Below are 16,737 nucleotides of genomic sequence, written 5' to 3' on the forward strand. Positions count from 1 at the left end.
CCGAAAAAACTTATATATAACTCTGCTTGAATATATCGATCACTCCTGTTCTTAGTTTGCGATCGATTATTCAGCAAGCCCTAAATAAAAGCGGCAGTCGCCTGCCGCTTTTAGCTGTAACTAGATGTCTGGAAACCTTAGAAACTAAAGGTTGTACGGAGGAGTCCGACCCAGATATCCTCGTTTCTGTTGTTGTGTTCGGGATTCAGAATCACGTAAACGCCCGGTGTCACCGAAATAAAGTCATTGACTTGGAAGCGATAGAAACCCTCTAAGTGATAAGAGGTGTTGCGGTTTCTGGCGACATCACTCTCGGTAACTTTTGGCGGTACACCGAAGACGAAGCCGAGGACGTTGCCTTGTCGGGCAAAATCTCCCAGGGCCACAGTGATAGCACCATTCTGGATGGTAGCGTCATTCTTGCCACCCCGCAGTTGTTCAGCCTTGGTATAACCGTACCAACCGCCAATCTGAAAGCGACTGCTGGGTTTGAAGTTAACTTGCACGCCAAAGTTATCTGATGCAGTGGGTGGTTGAAATCTGGGCTCGGTAGCAGTGGCTGGTCGATCGAATGGCTGGTTAGCCAAGGCACTGCCGACGCCGCCCATGAGGTTAACATCGCCTGCCCGATTGTATTTCCGGGTGTAAGTCAAGCCCAAGTCAAACGGTCTGCTAAAAAAGCCTATCTGACCCAGAGCGCTGAAAGAACCGTTGAAAACGCCCCTGCCGTTTGCGGGGTTGGGAGCGTCGCTGTCGCCAGCGAGATAGCCCGCAGTAGCTCGGAAGCTGCCCAAGTTGAAAGTCACACTTGCGCCTGCTCCCTGCGGGCCGCGGAATACTGCCGGGTTGCGTACTCCAAATCTGGAAAGTGAACCCGAACTCGTAGAGTTACCAAAGGTAGAAGCTTGGTCTGCAATTTCATCTAGGTCAAGTCCTTTAGGACCGACAAAGACTGTAGCGGCACCCATCGGGAACCGATAGTACACTTCGTCTAGTGTGAATTGGCTGCCATCATCGCCGTCAAAGGCCAAGCGAGCCATGTTGGTACCAGTAGCCGTGGCTCTATCGTAGCGGGCGGTGTTGACTGCTTGCAAGCGGGTTCTGAGTAAGTCTCGACCGGTGAAGCTGGTGTTGAAGTTCAACCGCACCCGGTAGCCGAAGTTGGTAGAGGTTTTGTCGTCGTGAAGGCCGACACCATCTCCGAAGGTGTCGCTGACGGCAAAAATGGCTTCTCCAGCCAATTTGGTTGTGGTGGAGAACTGGTTGGCTTCGAGTTCTGCGGTGCGAGCTTCTAGGCCGTCTACTCGTCCGCGCAGGGTAGCGAGTTCGGCTGCAAATTCTTCTTGCAGGCGTTGCAGGATGGCTAAGTCGTCTCGGGTAACCAAGTTACCTGTTGACCCAATTAGTTTGGTTATGTTGTCTAAGCAAGCGTTGACGCCGGCTGCAAATTCGTAGCGAGTCAGGGCGCGGTTGCCGCGGTAGGTGCCGTCGGGATAACCTACGATACAACTGTAGCGTTCGACTAGGGATTGCAGGGCTTGGAATGCCCAATCTGTCGGGCGCACGTCGGAGAGCTGAGAGACTGATGTCACCTGGGACATGGTTCCCGACTGTTGGGCCGGCAGCGCTTGGGGAGCGACAGGGACGATCGGACCGCCCATTCCGGCGGCTGGTGTCTGAGCAATTTCTACCTTAGTAGCTGGGGTAGTAGCTGGGGTAGTAGCTGGGGTGCTGGCTACTGCTGGCACTTCAATTTTCCCCGCAACTTCTGTCTGGCTGCTTTGCACTGCCAAGTCTGATGCTTGGGGAGCCGGTTCGGCTGTGCCTGCTGCTGCTAGGGGTTCAGTCGCTGCTGCCGCGCTGGCCGGAGCGATTGGGGCTGCTAACTCGATGTCGCTCCCTGTTGTTTGCAGTGTTGTTTGCAGTGCTGCTTCGCTGGTTTGTGGTTCGATTAAGGCGAGTTTTTCAGCGTCTGCTTCGTTGACGAGCGGGGTTTGGGCCGCTTCGACGCTGCTGTTTAAAGCCAGCTTTTCTGGGGCAGCAGGGGCTGCTGCAACTGGTTCTGCAACTATTTCTCCAACTATTTCTGCAATTTTTGACTCAGATGACTGAGCTGTAGCTACCTGGTTGGCTTCAGCGGTTGCGGTCACTTCTGCGGCGATCGCAGTGGCACTCATGACTGATGATAGCCCCAGAATTGCCGGGGATACTAGCAGTAAATTCCAAAAAGTTCTGTTCATTTTCCTCACACCTTCACACTCTATTCAACTCGACGAGCAGCAATTCCCAACTGCTAATTTTTGTGGTTGCTTGCCTGTTGACAATAACTGCCAAAATAGAACCTATCCATAACTGTTGATTCACCGTTGATTCACCGTTGATTCACAGTAGGCGTGTCTACTTCTGCTTGAACGTAGCGGGCTGGGCCCTTGTACCGCCCAGGCATCAATTCAGGTCAAGCCCACATTACATTACGGTTGATTATACCATCACCTGCTAATTTCATCTGATACTTTTAATCCAGACAATCTCCGACAACCTGAGAGAATCCGAATATAGCACACTCATCAGACAAGTCCCAGAGCATGGTGGTATCCCACAAAGCTTTAAGGAAAATCCCTAAAGCGCTACTCAAACTGGGTGTTTTCTAACCACAGTTGGGGGCTTGAAAAATTTTAGAGCCACCTAACTTTTATGGCTCTCACCGTATTTTGCACAAATTTTGGAGGTGTATTCTTCACTGGTTTTGACCAACCTCGAACCGCAAGGATTACAGAGATGCTCTCAAGCGAAAGCTTGAGAGAAGTGAGAGAAAGTCCAAGTCATCATTACTGATGGTTTTATGCAGGCTACTTCAGTCTACACCAATTGTTATGAGTATTACCTAAAAGTCTAGGAAAATATCATCCTAGCAATTGCTCTCGATCGCCCGACTTGCTTGAGTTGCTCTGGGGGCGAGCGACAACTGGTTCTAGGGGTTCGACCACAATCTGCCTCTAACTGACAACTGCCCAGAGTTCTCGGTTACGCCAGACTTAACAGACAGTTATAGGTAGGATTGTGGCTGCGTGTCGCATCCCTTATACAGCTTTATATCCTATAATGTCAAGCTTTTTAACCTAACTTTAAACCTCGCGACCCGGCAGGGGCTATTTTCACGCCATGAGTGGGGAACTGAGACCTCAAGGCTGGTAGATTGACCCGATCGAAACCCAAGTTCAGGCTTGACCCATTTTGGTTTTTTGATGCCCGCTGCCGTCGGGACTTGCCAGGGCGATCGCCATTTTTGAGACTGCCCGTCGGCGGGTTTAATTTCCCGCTATTTTAACACAACTTTTTTGTTGTTTGAGTGCGGCTGCAGTTGGTGTTGCTTGACCCGGAAGCGCGCCGTCGAGATCAGTTGTTTGACAGACCAACTATACCCAATATTCCTAGGGGTTTTAGCGATGTTTTTGTCTACGGGCGATCGCAGAAGTTTAGTGCTAAGCTGCTGGCTAAAATGCAAAAGTTGAAAATCGAGCTGCTTTCAGAACAAAAAACCGAAACGCTGTGGCTAGGCAAGTTAGTAAAATAGTGACGGTTTACGGAAGATTTTGGGGTTATTATTGCTTGCTGCGACCAAGATTATTTGTTTGCAAAGGGTTGCTGTGCTAGCATCCGATATTTCCTGGGAGATGTTCCCATCTGCCTGTTGATTGACGGTACGTTTTCCGTGACTCCCCTAGAAAAAGCTTACGGAGTGCGCGTCATTAATCACGATAGCGTCTCTGAGCCACTTCTGAGAAAAAGAAGCTTTGGTTGGGGAAAAAGTCATATGATTCCCTTTTGGGAAAGTCCTTGGCAAAATTTTCTCGTGATGGATGCAGATAGAATTGTTTGGCGAGATGTTCTCAAATTTGCTAATTCTCAAGACTTCGACTTTATTATTGACCAGCCTTGTAACGATTACTCGGATGCGGATCTCACGGAATTTTTCTTTAACATTCCGGGAGTCAAAAAGTATTTTCGGCGTTGCTGAGTTAGAGTATGAATAGGAGGAATAATTTATGCAATGCCCAGAATGTAAATCAACCCATATCCGTAAAAACGGCAAGAAGAAAGGAAAACCGAATCACATTTGTGTCCAATGTTGTCGTCAATTCATTAATCAGTATGAACCCCACCCTTGGTTATAGCGAGAGCATCAAACGTGATTGCCTAAAAATGTACGTCAATGGTATGGGTTTACGGGCGATAGAACGAGTTAAGGGAGTTCATCATACCGGGCGTAATAAATTGGGTAAAACCAGTCGGAAAACTGTTACCAGATGTTTATGACCCTGAAGTAATTCCAGAAGTTGGTGAACTCGATGAATTACAAACTTATGTAAAAAAAAACAAACAAAATCTGGTTGTGGACAGCGGTTGACCACTTTCAACCAGGAATTTTAGGATGGGTATTAGGGGATCGTGTGTGCTAAGACATTTGAACCATTATGGGACAAAGTAAGTGCATAGAAATGCTACTTTTCTGTAACTGATGGATGGTCTGTATATCCCATGTTTATTCCTGATGGGCTCACATTATCAGTAAGACTTATATGACACTCCTTAGAAGGGGAAAATACAAGACTAAGACATCCGGATAGCCAGACTACATCGCAAGACTCTTTGTTATTCTAAATGTGAGAAAATGCTCAAGCATTCTATTAAGTTATTAATACATTACTTGAAATTTCACGATATTCCCATTCCTGGAGCATTCATACCTTGATTCAGCAACGCCGGATTTTTTAACCGCAGATGTTAGCGGATGAACGGGGATGCACGCGGATTTGGGCTTACCCTTCGAGGGGTAAAGTTGGCCCGGCTGGCGGTAAAACTTGGCGGTGAACGCTTATTTTGTGGCTTTCCCGCTGAGTTTGCATTTCGACGGCGATCGCCTCAAATTCGACTTCCATGCAGCCGTAGGGAATCTCTAACTCGACACTTGCTCTAACATTTCCAAACCCGTTAGCTTTAAATTCGGTAATCCAGCGCGGCCCGTCGAGAATCAGGTAGGTTTGCCGATCGTACACCCAAACTTTCACATAAATCCGGGGCATTAATTCCGGGAGTTGCACTTGCACTTTTACAGCCTGGCCCGCGATAATTTCGGCGCGTGGCAATTCCAAAATGGGCATCGGTACTAACTCGTCTTCTGGCAAAACGTAGGGAGTTGGGGGAGTTACTTCTGCGACGACAGTTGCGGTTTTTTGAGCAACTTGTTTCGGCTGCGGGGGCTCGTCAAAAACCACAAATTCTCTGGCTTCCGGGCTAGTAGATTTGGGATCGGAAATTGTTTCGCTGGTTTCGGGTTGCTGCTGGGTTGGGCTGCTTTCTTCCACAACGGCAATTTCGTCGCTGCTATTGGCGGCGGCTGTTGGAGTTGGTGACAGGGTGGTTGCTTTCAGCCAGTCGGGGGATTCGCCGTTGCTGGCTAGGGAACTCAGTCGCGACCAAAATCTATTTTGGACGTTTAAGGTTTGAAATGCCTGTTTTGTGGGTGCTGGCGGGGTTTCTGGGGCTGTTGTTTTTAATTCAGGGCTGTTTTCGGGTTTTTGGTCGATCGCTCCGATTTCGGCTGTTTGAGTGGGATTTGGGATGTCGGAGGGTTTGGTTTGTGGGTCGAGCGAGTCTGGGGCAGTTCGAGGCGAATCGGAGATTTCCGAGAGCAATTGCGATCGGCTGCTGTCGGGCAGTTTGTTACCGAATGCGGGCAATTCTAGACCGCCTACACTTGGGGTTTGACGCGAAGCCAGTAGAGGGGGTAGGGCTTCCTTGCTTGGGACTTCGGCGGGGGAGGGAGGGTCTAATGATTTTTCTACTAGCTTGAGGAAGGATAGATTTTTGGCGCTTCCAGGCTGTTTTGAGGCTGTTGGGGAGGGTTCGGCTTGATGCTTTTCTTCGATGAAATTGCCTTTAATTTCCTGTAGAAGGTGCTCTAAACGGGCTGTAATTGTGAATAGTTTGGTGGCTAGGGTGACGCCGCCGCTGTTGAGAATTGCTTCTCCTAAAATGAGGCGGCTTTTGCACTCGGTTGGGATGTAGGTGACGCAGGCAAAGATGCAGGGGGGAACTTGTTCTGGCATCGGCTGCTGGATTTCTGCGAGAATTTTTGAGGTTTGGGGGTCACGCAGGTAAATTTGCAGTTGTGCTGAACCGATGAGTTGTTTGAGTTCTAGCGCTTCGGATTCGGGGATGAGAGTTGCTGTTTTTCTGCTTTGTTGGGGGTGTTGGGGAATGTCGATTTTGCCGGAAATGATTAAGGGGCGACCGAGTTGGGTGACGAAGGTTTCTCGATCGAGGAGGAGTTCGAGTTGGACGCCCGGTTTTGGTTCGGGGGTTTGGGGAATTGGGAATTGGTAGATTTTGGTTTGCTGCGGTGCCTCAGCGGCTGCTGGGATTTGTGGGGCGGGGCGATCGACCGATGCTGCGATTTGTGGGGCTGGGGGATCGACCGGTGCTGCAATTTGTGGGGCTGCGGTGGAAGCAGCAGGTTCGAGGTCGATCGGCGGTAGGGGTTCGGAGGTTTCCGATTCTGCGGGCAATACTTCCAACTGAACGCCGTACTGCCAAGGTTTTAGTGGTGTTGATTTGGGATCTGGCAAGCAGGAGAGTTCCCACAGTCCGGGTTTGAGCCTGGTGTAGGGAATGATCACGACTAATCCTTCGGGGTTGGTGCGGGCCGATCGGCTTTGGACTTTCCGCTGCGCCCCTTGGTCGAAGGAGGTATGGGTAACGCGAATTTCGATGTCGGTGTTGGGGTGCTGAATGCGAGCAACCACGCGGTATTTACCTTCTAGAATTTCCACGTCGGAGGTTTCTAGGGGCAACCAGGCGCGATCGCCCTCTTTCTGTAGCAAAAATTCTAATTTTTTCATTGTTGTTTCCCCTTGAAGGCTCCCGCTCGATCGCAAGTTGGTGGTTTATTGAGCGACAGCTACAGATATTAAATTACTTTATGTTGTATAGCCTATCATCTGTCTCGGTCAAGAGCCCTGCTTGCGCGCTCCCGTAAAGTCTTCCTTGCGATCGTCGGTACAGCCTTGCACCGGACAAGGCAACGTCGTTTCCCTACGGATATTACGTACAATTATCGCGCAGTGCGATCGTCTCCCTGTCAGCGATCAACTTACCAAACATCTGGTAGCATCTCACATCAAAAATCTCATATCGATTGACGGCTGCCCCCCAAAGCGGCTACGCTGTGAAATTAAGGTTGCTTTGCTTGCAGAGGAAGCAGCCCGCGTCGCCCGAAAATCTAGTTGCACTGCCCAAAGCTGTTACCAGCAGCAATGGACAGCTAACCGCCAAACTGAGTACACCAGTATGGAGGCTAGTTGAGAATCGTAGCATTCTCTGTAGCCGCCCTGCTTGCGTTACCGTGCGGGGCGGCTGGGTTTTTGGGTTTTTCTAGAAAAAAACCAAAAACCAGGAGACCATATTATGTCACAGGAATTCTTGCCTGACGATAACTTGTCCGAGCGTCCAAATTCCGACTCAGCAGCATCCGAACAAGAAGTCGTGCAAATCACGGTTTTAGGTTCCCGCAAGGCCGTGTTAGAAACCATCCACACCTTATATCGGCTGGGATTTGCGGCTGTTGGCGATTGGAGTCCGCCACAGCGAGGCGCACAGCCGGGACAAGTGATAAGTGTCCTGATTCGCCGATCGTCGCGCAAAGCCTAGTCGAAATTGGGCGGGCCTCATAGGCGATAAGTCCAGGCGCATCTAAGTCGGGACTTATATCAATTCCGGTTGCATCGGAATTAATATCACCCGAAATCAGGATACGGCGAGTGCCTAAGTCCCTACAATAAATCTGGCGTAGGGAAACGGCACTGCCGTGTCCTCGCTGATCATTCCGGCGTAGCCGCCGGAATTGATATAACTTACCAAGGACTGCCGATAATGCTGAAAGCTGCCCAGTAGTAAGGATGGGATAAATCTTTGCTGTCGAGTTTGGGGATGGAGGGGGGCAAGGGAATGTCGCCTCGCGCACTTCGCAGTTGACCGCCTTCGATCGTCACTTTGCCTTCGATCGCAGCGATTTGTGCTTGCCGCATTGCTTCAGCTTTAATGATTGGAGGGTCGTTTGGCCTGCTGATTTTTAACTGCTGGTAAAACTCTGTCATCAAGGCGAGAGTCCCCGCATCGCTGACGTACCACAGGCTGGCGAGGGCTGATTTTGCTCCCGATTGCAGCGCTAAACCTGCAAATCCTAGTTCTGCTTCTTTGTCTCCCAAGGCGGTTCTACAGGCGCTTAATACTAATAGTTCGAGGGGCGGATTGTTCCATTTTAAATCTCTCATTTGATCGAGACCGAGTTGGGTGTCCCAAAATTGAATGTAGGAATTATTTGGGGTTCCAGGGCGGAATTCGGCGTGGGTGGCGAGGTGGATGATTCCGTATTTTTGTTGCAGTCGCTGGGATTGCAAGTTTACTATGGTGAAGTCTTGGTTGAGAAAGGATTGACCGGGCCACTGTCGGGCGATCGCACCTAGTTCTAACGGAACTGCTGGCAGAGGTTCTTTGTTCGCCGTTTCTGCGAAATCTGATGCTCCCATTGCTAGAACTTGCACGTTTCTGAGGTCGGTGTAATTGCTGTCTGTGAGTTTGAAGGCGGGGATGCGGGAGAGGCTGTATTTTTGGATCAGAAATTGCTTTCCGTCGTGCATTGCTGCTAGGGGTACGGTTCGCAAACCTGCGCCGACGCAGAACAGCAAGGTTTCAATTTTTGCTGTTTGCAAATCTGTTTCTAGGGGTGCAACTATCCATTTGTAGAGTTGTTGGGCTGGTGCTAGATAGCTGGTGGTGTTGAGTTTTACTGGGTTGGTGATTTCGCTGCCGAATTCTTTGACTACTGAGAGCAGTTTCTCTTGTTTGGCTGACGGGACGCTGCGGAGAATGGGCGGGCGATCGGGCAATATTAAGATTAATTCTAGTTGGTCAGTGCGCGGGATGGCGTAAATTAAAGCTGGTTTTTTCTTTGTTTGAACTGCTAGACGGGAGAGAGTTTTTGATATTGCTTCAGCGGTTTTCGCACGGGCTGCAAAGTCTTGTTCAAAGTATTTTTGATAGTCTTCTTCCCAGTTTTGTTCGATTCTGGTTACGGCTTCGGTGAGGTTGCCCCGATCGAGCAAATTTCTCATTTCTTGCCCGTTAAGCCCGCCCTGGGCTGTGTTTTGGGCAATTGTAGCGAGGTTCGCGGTGCTCCAGCAGAAAAATATTGCTATCAAACAGTAAAAAATAGCTTTTTTAATTTTTTTCTGAGTCGTGTGTTTTTGGCGTTGCTGCTGGGATTGGTAGTGCATGATTTTGGGGCGGTTAAGGGCGCCGTTGGCGGCAGCAGTTGGCAAAAGTTTGGATGTGGCTGGGTATTTTGACCGAAAGCATCCAGGATACCCGCCACGTGATTCATCCGTCCAGAAATAAAAAACCTGTATCCGATGAAACTTGCCGAACGTATTTATCCGTGGGGTCAATTCTAAAATCTAAAATCTAAAATCTAAAATCTAAAATCTAAAATCTAAAATCGATTGACTGTGCTGGCGATCGCCGCACGATTTTAGCATTCAATACCAACCCCAAATATCTACCCTAGGGTGTGGATATTAGCACCAACAGAGTCCCCGCACCCAGAAATTCGCGATTTATATAAATTTTTGTAAATTATGCAGGGGTTTTGCATAAGCCGGACTTACGCAAAAACCCGGTTTCTTCACGTAGTAAGTCCTGTTTTTTACCTAGCAGCCAAGTACATTTAACTGAGAGGTTGCACCCTTCTCAATAATCCTTTTATGAACAGGCAAGATGCCTGTTCCACAAAAAATTCATCTTTTGTGGAACGGGCATCTTGCCCGTTCTTAAGAATGGTGCAAGATGTGAGTTTAACCGGCATTACCTCTACAGGCATCTTTGAATTTTTTCGACACATCCGCACTTCTCAGGTTGAATCGAGTTTTGTCTTGGTATTAAGTGAGGAATACCCTGCATCGATCGCCGATATATTGAGTTACCTCAGTAGATATATTCTCTGTATTTACTTATTTTAAAATAGTTAGGTTTTTTCGCGCCAACTTACTTAAAGCTCGACTGATTAATTGTTTGGCATCGGATATCTACGCGGTTATTTATTACAATTCGTCGAGACTGCCTTTGGCCTAAGATTTTGCCGAAAATCTCCTAGTTTTTTAGAATCATTGGCGGCGGTTGCCAAGAGTTGATCAACATAAATAAAAACACTTAATTATTTAGAGGATTTTACGCTATGCGGTCGATCGCTTTTTCCTTCTTTTTTCTGGTTTCTCTCCTAGATAACTGAAGCCTGCTTCCTTCCGCTATACATTGTGTGCGATCGAACTTGGCACGGTGCGTTAGCGAAGCCCTCGAAGAGGATCGCGATCCGATTGGGGGATGTGTCTTAGTATTTCTTCACATATCCTGATTTCGGTCTATGATATATGCCTTATGGCGTATTTGTGTTTAAAGCCCGTTACCGCGTACCGCTGATGAGTCAATCAACCAATTCACCGCTATCCCAACCAGTTTCTCGAAGAACCGCCCTCAAATTCCTCGGAGTCGGTGCCGCCGGCGGGCTGCTGGGCTACTCTCGATTTTCCAAGCCAGAGCCCGCCGTTTTTGTGCAAGATTCTCTTGACTTGCCGCGAATGCTGAATCAGCGCAAAACCGTTGCAGTTGTAGGCGCAGGCTTGGCGGGGCTCGCCTGTGCTTACGAGCTCAGTCAGCGGGGTTTCGCCGTGACGCTGCTGGAAAAATCGCCCCAACTCGGCGGCAAAATTGCTAGTTGGCCGATACAAGTCGGGAACGAAACTTTTATGATGGAACACGGTTTCCACGGTTTTTTTCCGCAATACTACAACCTCAAAAGTGTGGTTGAAGAACTAGAAATTACTGATAACTTTGTATCTTTAGAATCCTACGCCGTTGTGTTTCGAGACGGCAAATACAAACCCGAAGTTTTCCGTCCCAACCATTCAGCTTTCCCCTGGAATATAGTTGACTTGGGGATATCTTCTCCCAATCGGCTCAAGTGGGGAATCAATCTTACAAAACCCGCTCACTGGCAAGTATTCCGAGAAATCGGCGGTTTTCAAACTCAAAAAAGTTTCGATCGCCTCGACAATATATCAGTGGCCGACTGGGTAAAAGGTGAATTTCCGCGCGGACTTTATGACTTGTATTTTCTGCCATTTGCCAAGTCCAGCCTCAACGCTCCAGACGAATTGAGCGCGGGAGAATTAATGCAATTTTTCCACTTTTACTTTTTCGGAAATCCAGAGGGTTTGGCATTCAACGGTACGCGGCAAGATATGGGCACGAGTTTGGTGCAGCCTATTGCCAGAGCCATTGAAAGCAAAGGCGGCAAAGTATTGACAGATGTCGCAGTCAGTGAAATACGCTGGGAAAACGGCAAGATTAATTCTCTGAGTTATCAGTCAGGAGACGTGCAAAGTAAAATACCTTTTTGGGTGAAGCGAAACAGGCTGTTAACTGACAGCAACTCTACCGAATATTTCGGCGCTGGGGACAGCGTATTTGCCGCCGCACCGTCGGGAAAAGAGGCAATTTCTCTGAGCTGCACTCACCAAGGCTGCACAGTTCAGAAACAAAATGACGGTCAATTTCACTGTCCTTGTCACGGGGCAGTTTTTGATGCCGAAGGGCGGGTTGTGAGCGGGCCTGCTCAGCGGGATTTGCCTCGATTTAAGGTAGTCGATGAAAAAGCAGATGAAATACAGTTAGCAGCAGCGGTTAACCCATCGCAGCCGCAAAATTTGGGAGAAACATTGAAGGCTGATTATTATGTTTTGGCGGCAGATGTTCCGGGGATGCAGCATTTGTTTAGTTTGACCAGCGGTGAGGTGAATCCGCAGGTGCAGAGCCGGATCGAGAGTTTGAAAATAGCCGATCCGTTTGCGGTGGGCCGTTTTTGGTTCGATCGCGAATTTCCCTGGGAACACAGCAATTTCAGTTCGCTTTCCGGCTACAAACTGACTGACAGCATTACGCTTTACCACAAAATTCAGGATCAGTTCATAGAGTGGAATCAGAAAACTGGCGGTAGTGTAGTGGAACTGCACGCTTATTGTTACAAGGAGAAGGAATTTCCAAACCAGGAAGTTTTGCTGGCTACTTTTGAGGAAGAATTGTACGAAATTGTACCGGAATTAAAAGAGGCAAATATGCTGCACCGGGAATTGGTAAATCAAAAGAATTTCTCTGGATATCCGCCCGGTAGTTATGCGGAAAGACCAGAAACTTGCTGTGCTGTTCCGAATCTGTTGTTTGCGGGAGATTGGGTGAAAATGCCGTTTCCGTGCGGTTTAATGGAAAGGGCGGTTAGCAGCGGTTTGTTGGCAGCTAATGCTATTTTATATCAGGAGGGTTTGCAGAGGCGATCGCTCTTGACGGTGAATCCCGAAGGCGTGTTAAAAATCTAAGGTTTGCAGCGGGGCGGGCTTTATAAATCGTCAATTATCGGCTGGTATCCTCGGTGAATCCCGCCCCCAGCCATACCAGTTGAGATTTGAGATTTGAGATTTGAAGGAATAGGAATGACTGACTCAAGAAGGGTTTGGAGGTATCCTAAAGTTGGATTCTTTTTTTAAGATGAGTTACGGTTTGCGGGGGTGGTTTCGCTGAGGGGAAAAGGCAGAGCTTGCGAACAAAAAAAATATCTGCGTTAAGCGGGGTGGATATGCGGTTAAAATATTATTGAATGAGTATAAAGCAATAATAAATGCTAAATAGTAACTGCAAACTTCGCAATAAATCTGTAACTTTTGATGCTTTTGCAACAGAATACGATTTCGCCGCCACCTTGCAAAACCAGAACGATTTCTTTACTAACAACCTATCGGTCAGCAAAGGTGCAGCATTAGATATTGGCTGCGGTTCGGGAATTCTTGCTTTTGAATTAGCCCAGTATTACGAGAATGTGGTCGCCGTCGATTTGTCAACAAAAATGCTAGATATAGCCCGTCAAAAACGCTCAGCCCCCAATATCGAATATATCCAAATGGATGCCAGTCAATTAGCGCTCGATCGCCAATTTGATTTAATAGTTAGTGCTGCTACTTTTCACCACCTGCCCAACCTCCCCGCCGCCCTCGACGCAATTAAAAAATTGTTAAATCCGCGCGGAAAAATCGTCTTTATAGATAATATATCGGAAGTCGAGACTCCGGCTACAATAGGCTACATATTAGGTGCTACGAGAGATTTTAGACTCGACTGTTCCACCTACGGATTTCGCAATGCTTTAAGATTATTAAAATTTCGATTGTCGCCTGGGTGGTTGAAGCATTTAGCTAGCGATAGGTATTTGTCAGAACGGAGATTTAGAAAAATTTACGGTCGTTGCTTTCCGGGCTGTTATTTTGTAAAATTGGGTTGTTTTATGGGCGTAATTTGGGAACATTTGTAATGCAAAACAACGCGATAAAATCGGCATCTGCAAGGGGAGAAAAAACTCACATCCGCCAGTTGGGCATTAATCTCGATCGGTGGTATGCGATCGCCCGCAGCAGCGAGGTGGAAACTGGGCCGCTAGCTGCGAAAATCTGGAATCGGGCGATCGTACTTTTCCGCGACAGTGCAGGCAAAATCAACGCTTTAGAAGATAGATGTCCGCATCGGCAAGTTAAACTTAGCCACGGCAAAGTTAAAGGCGATTTAATCGAATGTGCTTACCACGGATGGCGGTTAAATGCAAGGGGAGAATGCGCCGAAGTCGATTATTTAGCAGAAAATCAAAAGCTACCTAACTGCAAAATTCGCTCCTATCCTGTCAAGGAACAAAACGGTTTTATCTGGCTGTTTCCCGGCGACGAAACCCAAACAGAAAAAACTAATTTACTGGATTTGCCAGAGTGGGAACATCTCAATTATATTGCCACAGTTTCAGTCATCGACTGTCAGGCACACTATTCATTTTTAATTGAAAACTTGATGGATATGTACCACGGACACTTGCACGATGATTGGCAAGCTTGGGCAAATCCGGTGTTAGATACTTTAGAAGAAAACGAGCATCAAGTAACTGCTCGCTATCAGGCACAAAGTTATTACAAAATAGATAAAATTTGGTCAATTTCTCAGTTATTTTTTAAGTCTTTGCGCCGACTGCACCCGGAACCGCTGGAGGTGAGCTATATTTACCCGCACTGGGTTTCAACTTTGGGGAGCGACTTTAAGATTTACTGCTTGGTTTGTCCGGTTAGCGAGACAGCAACTCGCGCTTATTTAATTCACTTTACCTCATTAAATGCGTTTTGGCGGCTGCACAAATTGCCGATTTGGTTTCGCAGGTTTATCAAAGATAGTTGTTTCGGGGCTGCTCAAAAGTTATTAGATGGTTTGGTGCGGCAGGATGTGGTAATGATTGAGGAAGAACAGCAGGCTTTTTTGCAGAATTCAGAAAGAAAAAATTATGAATTAAATCGAGCTTTAGCCAGCGTGCAAAAGTTGATGAGAAGTCAGGCAGAAAATGGATAATTCAATAGCCGATTGAAACCGGCAGCGGGACGAATGAACCAGCCTGCACAGGCTAGGGCGTGTTTTCTTGCCTCGTTGTATCCTAAAAAATAGGCGATCGCAAGCTGTTAACGCTCATCAACCCTTCGAGACTTAAGCAACGAACAGTGCGATTCGTTAAAACCGCTACTTCCGCCACCGAAACCCCGAACAGGTAAACCGGATTTAAAGTCAAGGAACGATGCGATCGTTCCTTGACTTTAAATGTAAAGTTTTGTATTAATTTTTAACACTTCTGAGGGGAGGGAATAGTTGACTCTGGTCTATCCCCCTGCTAAGCTAGAAAAAATTTTTCCGCTGACATCTATCTGAATAGATAATATTGAGGGGTATAGTTAACAGGGAAAATCACCCCTTTGGCAGATGCAAGTTACACTCAGGAGAATCCTAATGATGAGTCGTTAAAAACTCCATATTTGCTCAGGGCTGCTACATTCAGGCTCAAATTTACTGGCTGCTTTGCTTGAGCCAAACCCTTGCTTCTACGGTGGGAGAGCATCTCCACTTCGTTTTTTTTGTGAAGCGAATGCTAAAAGCCAGCAGCGGAAACAACAAACACTCTTTTTTATTTACACGACTCTGACGGCATCCAATTTCGTTACGGTTTAGAGACTGCTACTTGGGTGAGGGCGGGTGCGTGTCGGGAGTTCATCGGTTGGTTTACGGATTTAATCCCCATACCCGCCCACTGCCAATGTGCGATCGCCTCCTTTACTCCTATGCCGCCAAAGCCGAAAACTCAAAAACCGGGCTGGCGCGATCGCTAACTTGATTAGGACTGACCCAACAGGCACATAGAGTCGGGTGCGCGAATAGTCGGAAATCCTAATGATCTCGATCTATAACCAAGACTAAACCCATGTCTCCCAAAATCCATTTTATTTCCGGACTGCCTCGTTCCGGGTCTACCTTACTCGCGGCCTTACTACGCCAAAATCCCCGCTTTCACGCCAGCATGAGTACCCCTGTCGGTAGTTTGGTGAACCGAATGCTGGAAGCGATGAGTGAAGACAATGAATATTCTGTCTTCATCAGCCCAGAACAAAAAAGAGCGATGATTTCGGGTATTTTTTCGGCCTATTACCAGCCCCAAGCCGAAAAAGCCGTCATCTTCGACACTAATCGCCTCTGGTGCAGCAAATTGTCCTTAATTAAAGAACTATTTCCCGGCGCAAAGGTGATTTGTTGCGTCCGCAATGTCGCCTGGATTATGGACAGCATCGAACGGCTAGTCAGAAAAAACTCCTTTGATGTTTCCCAGTTATTTAATAATCCCACCGAACGCGCCACCGTCTACACCCGTACCGAGGCATTAAGTCAAGGGGGACGCTTAGTAGGCTTTGCTTATAACGCTCTCAAAGAAGCTTTTTATAGCGGAGAGAGTGAGCGGCTATTGTTAGTCGATTACGACTTATTAGCCCAAAATCCTGAGAAAGTATTGAGCTTAATTTATCAATTCTTAGAAGAAGAGCCGTTCCAGCATGATTTTGAAAATGTCCAATATGACGAACCCGAATTTGACAACCGACTCAACCTGAAAGGACTGCACAAAGTCCGTTCCAAAGTCGAGTTGCAACAACGCCAAACGATTTTACCACCGGATTTATTTATCCAGTTTAATGGTTTGTCTTTTTGGACAACGCCTAGCAATAGTTTGGCAAATCTGATTGTTGCTCAGCCAAAAGAAGCAACAATTAATTCCGAAAAACCACCAGGAGAAGGAGTGTTAAAAACCTGAATAAAAATTTTTCATTCGGATTCTAACTCCAACGCCATTTTTGATTAATAGAGACGGATTTAGCAGACAACCTCTCTGTCGAACAGACCATCTCTCGGCAAAATCCACCCCGACAAGGGAAAACAGTTTAACTCATTTCACTGACACAAAAGGAAGAAAACAATGTCTAATTTAATCGTTAACCAAACTACTGATAACGGTCTTGGCGATACCGCAGGTACTCTGAGTTGGGCAATTCTCCAAGCCAATCAACTGGCAGGAGATGACACGATTACTCTAAATAACGATGTCCGCATTGCTGGGGTAATGAAAACCCTAGTGAACAGCAATATCAATATTGTGGGTAAGCTGTTGCACATTTAAACTGTGATACAATCATTACCCTTATTTTTGATTTTGCGACCCCATTTAATTATTAA

General features: G+C 47.3%; 14 protein-coding genes and 1 pseudogene. 12 read left to right on the forward strand and 3 right to left on the reverse strand.

Annotation, left to right across the window (positions count from 1 at the left end; genetic code table 11):
* Window positions 1-137: 137 nt before the first annotated feature.
* A complete protein-coding gene (locus QUB12_RS33785; RefSeq protein ID WP_333145125.1) occupies window positions 138-2,240 on the reverse strand; it encodes an iron uptake porin in 2,103 nt (700 codons plus the stop codon).
* A gap of 1,124 nt (window positions 2,241-3,364) precedes the next feature.
* Between QUB12_RS33785 and QUB12_RS33790 the strand changes: the two genes are divergently transcribed.
* The 3 genes and pseudogenes from QUB12_RS33790 to QUB12_RS33800 all read left to right on the forward strand — a co-directional run bounded on the left by QUB12_RS33790 (window position 3,365) and on the right by QUB12_RS33800 (window position 4,753).
* On the forward strand, window positions 3,365-3,574 hold the full coding sequence (locus QUB12_RS33790) for a hypothetical protein (RefSeq protein ID WP_333310540.1): 210 nt from the start codon (window positions 3,365-3,367) through the stop codon (window positions 3,572-3,574).
* Window positions 3,575-3,628: 54 nt separating this feature from the next.
* Complete coding sequence (locus tag QUB12_RS33795) at window positions 3,629-4,018, forward strand: hypothetical protein (protein ID WP_333310542.1); 390 nt, start codon at window positions 3,629-3,631, stop codon at window positions 4,016-4,018.
* 28 nt (window positions 4,019-4,046) lie between these two features.
* Window positions 4,047-4,753: pseudogene (locus QUB12_RS33800) on the forward strand (IS1 family transposase).
* Window positions 4,754-4,820: 67 nt separating this feature from the next.
* Here the strand turns inward: QUB12_RS33800 and QUB12_RS33805 are convergent.
* On the reverse strand, window positions 4,821-6,902 hold the full coding sequence (locus QUB12_RS33805; protein ID WP_333310544.1) for a hypothetical protein: 2,082 nt from the start codon (window positions 6,900-6,902) through the stop codon (window positions 4,821-4,823).
* A 121-nt stretch (window positions 6,903-7,023) separates the two neighbouring features.
* Between QUB12_RS33805 and QUB12_RS33810 the strand changes: the two genes are divergently transcribed.
* The gene (locus QUB12_RS33810) at window positions 7,024-7,365 is read left to right on the forward strand and encodes a hypothetical protein (protein ID WP_333145119.1); all 342 of its coding nucleotides are present in this window, start codon (window positions 7,024-7,026) and stop codon (window positions 7,363-7,365) included.
* A 102-nt stretch (window positions 7,366-7,467) separates the two neighbouring features.
* Window positions 7,468-7,710, forward strand: coding sequence for a hypothetical protein (locus QUB12_RS33815; protein ID WP_333145118.1), 243 nt, complete (start codon window positions 7,468-7,470; stop codon window positions 7,708-7,710).
* Window positions 7,711-7,913: 203 nt separating this feature from the next.
* On the opposite strand, the gene QUB12_RS33820 is transcribed toward QUB12_RS33815, so the two are convergent.
* A complete protein-coding gene (locus QUB12_RS33820; protein ID WP_333310546.1) occupies window positions 7,914-9,335 on the reverse strand; it encodes a CHAT domain-containing protein in 1,422 nt (473 codons plus the stop codon).
* A gap of 486 nt (window positions 9,336-9,821) precedes the next feature.
* Between QUB12_RS33820 and QUB12_RS33825 the strand changes: the two genes are divergently transcribed.
* The 7 genes from QUB12_RS33825 (at window position 9,822) to QUB12_RS33855 (ending at window position 16,681) form a co-directional block, all read left to right on the forward strand.
* On the forward strand, window positions 9,822-10,076 hold the full coding sequence (locus QUB12_RS33825) for a hypothetical protein (protein WP_333145116.1): 255 nt from the start codon (window positions 9,822-9,824) through the stop codon (window positions 10,074-10,076).
* A gap of 456 nt (window positions 10,077-10,532) precedes the next feature.
* Window positions 10,533-12,485 (forward strand): FAD-dependent oxidoreductase, encoded by a 1,953-nt coding sequence (locus tag QUB12_RS33830; RefSeq protein ID WP_333310554.1) that lies wholly within the window; start codon window positions 10,533-10,535, stop codon window positions 12,483-12,485.
* Between the two features lie 299 nt (window positions 12,486-12,784).
* Window positions 12,785-13,471, forward strand: coding sequence for a class I SAM-dependent methyltransferase (locus QUB12_RS33835; protein ID WP_333145115.1), 687 nt, complete (start codon window positions 12,785-12,787; stop codon window positions 13,469-13,471).
* Window positions 13,471-14,541 (forward strand): aromatic ring-hydroxylating dioxygenase subunit alpha, encoded by a 1,071-nt coding sequence (locus QUB12_RS33840; protein ID WP_333310548.1) that lies wholly within the window; start codon window positions 13,471-13,473, stop codon window positions 14,539-14,541. The genes QUB12_RS33835 and QUB12_RS33840 overlap by 1 nt, the downstream gene beginning before the upstream one ends.
* A gap of 676 nt (window positions 14,542-15,217) precedes the next feature.
* Entirely contained in the window at window positions 15,218-15,352 is a 135-nt protein-coding gene (locus tag QUB12_RS33845; protein WP_333145112.1) for a hypothetical protein, read from the forward strand.
* A gap of 87 nt (window positions 15,353-15,439) precedes the next feature.
* Window positions 15,440-16,318, forward strand: a complete 879-nt coding sequence (locus tag QUB12_RS33850; protein WP_333310550.1) for a sulfotransferase — start codon at window positions 15,440-15,442, stop codon at window positions 16,316-16,318.
* Between the two features lie 162 nt (window positions 16,319-16,480).
* Window positions 16,481-16,681 (forward strand): hypothetical protein, encoded by a 201-nt coding sequence (locus QUB12_RS33855; RefSeq protein ID WP_333310552.1) that lies wholly within the window; start codon window positions 16,481-16,483, stop codon window positions 16,679-16,681.
* Window positions 16,682-16,737 lie beyond the last annotated feature (56 nt).

It is taken from the genome of Microcoleus sp. B7-D4, from assembly GCF_036705125.1.
GTDB lineage: Bacteria > Cyanobacteriota > Cyanobacteriia > Cyanobacteriales > Microcoleaceae > Microcoleus.

What these genes read in the sequence shown, in the direction of transcription:
- QUB12_RS33785 (WP_333145125.1), bottom strand. Translation starts at nt 2,240, where the DNA reads ATGAACAGAACTTTTTGGAATTTACTGCTAGTATCCCCGGCAATTCTG.
- QUB12_RS33855 (WP_333310552.1), top strand. Translation starts at nt 16,481, where the DNA reads ATGTCTAATTTAATCGTTAACCAAACTACTGATAACGGTCTTGGCGAT.
- QUB12_RS33835 (WP_333145115.1), top strand. Translation starts at nt 12,785, where the DNA reads ATGCTAAATAGTAACTGCAAACTTCGCAATAAATCTGTAACTTTTGAT.
- QUB12_RS33825 (WP_333145116.1), top strand. Translation starts at nt 9,822, where the DNA reads ATGAACAGGCAAGATGCCTGTTCCACAAAAAATTCATCTTTTGTGGAA.
- QUB12_RS33820 (WP_333310546.1), bottom strand. Translation starts at nt 9,335, where the DNA reads ATGCACTACCAATCCCAGCAGCAACGCCAAAAACACACGACTCAGAAA.
- QUB12_RS33850 (WP_333310550.1), top strand. Translation starts at nt 15,440, where the DNA reads ATGTCTCCCAAAATCCATTTTATTTCCGGACTGCCTCGTTCCGGGTCT.
- QUB12_RS33815 (WP_333145118.1), top strand. Translation starts at nt 7,468, where the DNA reads ATGTCACAGGAATTCTTGCCTGACGATAACTTGTCCGAGCGTCCAAAT.
- QUB12_RS33805 (WP_333310544.1), bottom strand. Translation starts at nt 6,902, where the DNA reads ATGAAAAAATTAGAATTTTTGCTACAGAAAGAGGGCGATCGCGCCTGG.
- QUB12_RS33830 (WP_333310554.1), top strand. Translation starts at nt 10,533, where the DNA reads ATGAGTCAATCAACCAATTCACCGCTATCCCAACCAGTTTCTCGAAGA.
- QUB12_RS33840 (WP_333310548.1), top strand. Translation starts at nt 13,471, where the DNA reads ATGCAAAACAACGCGATAAAATCGGCATCTGCAAGGGGAGAAAAAACT.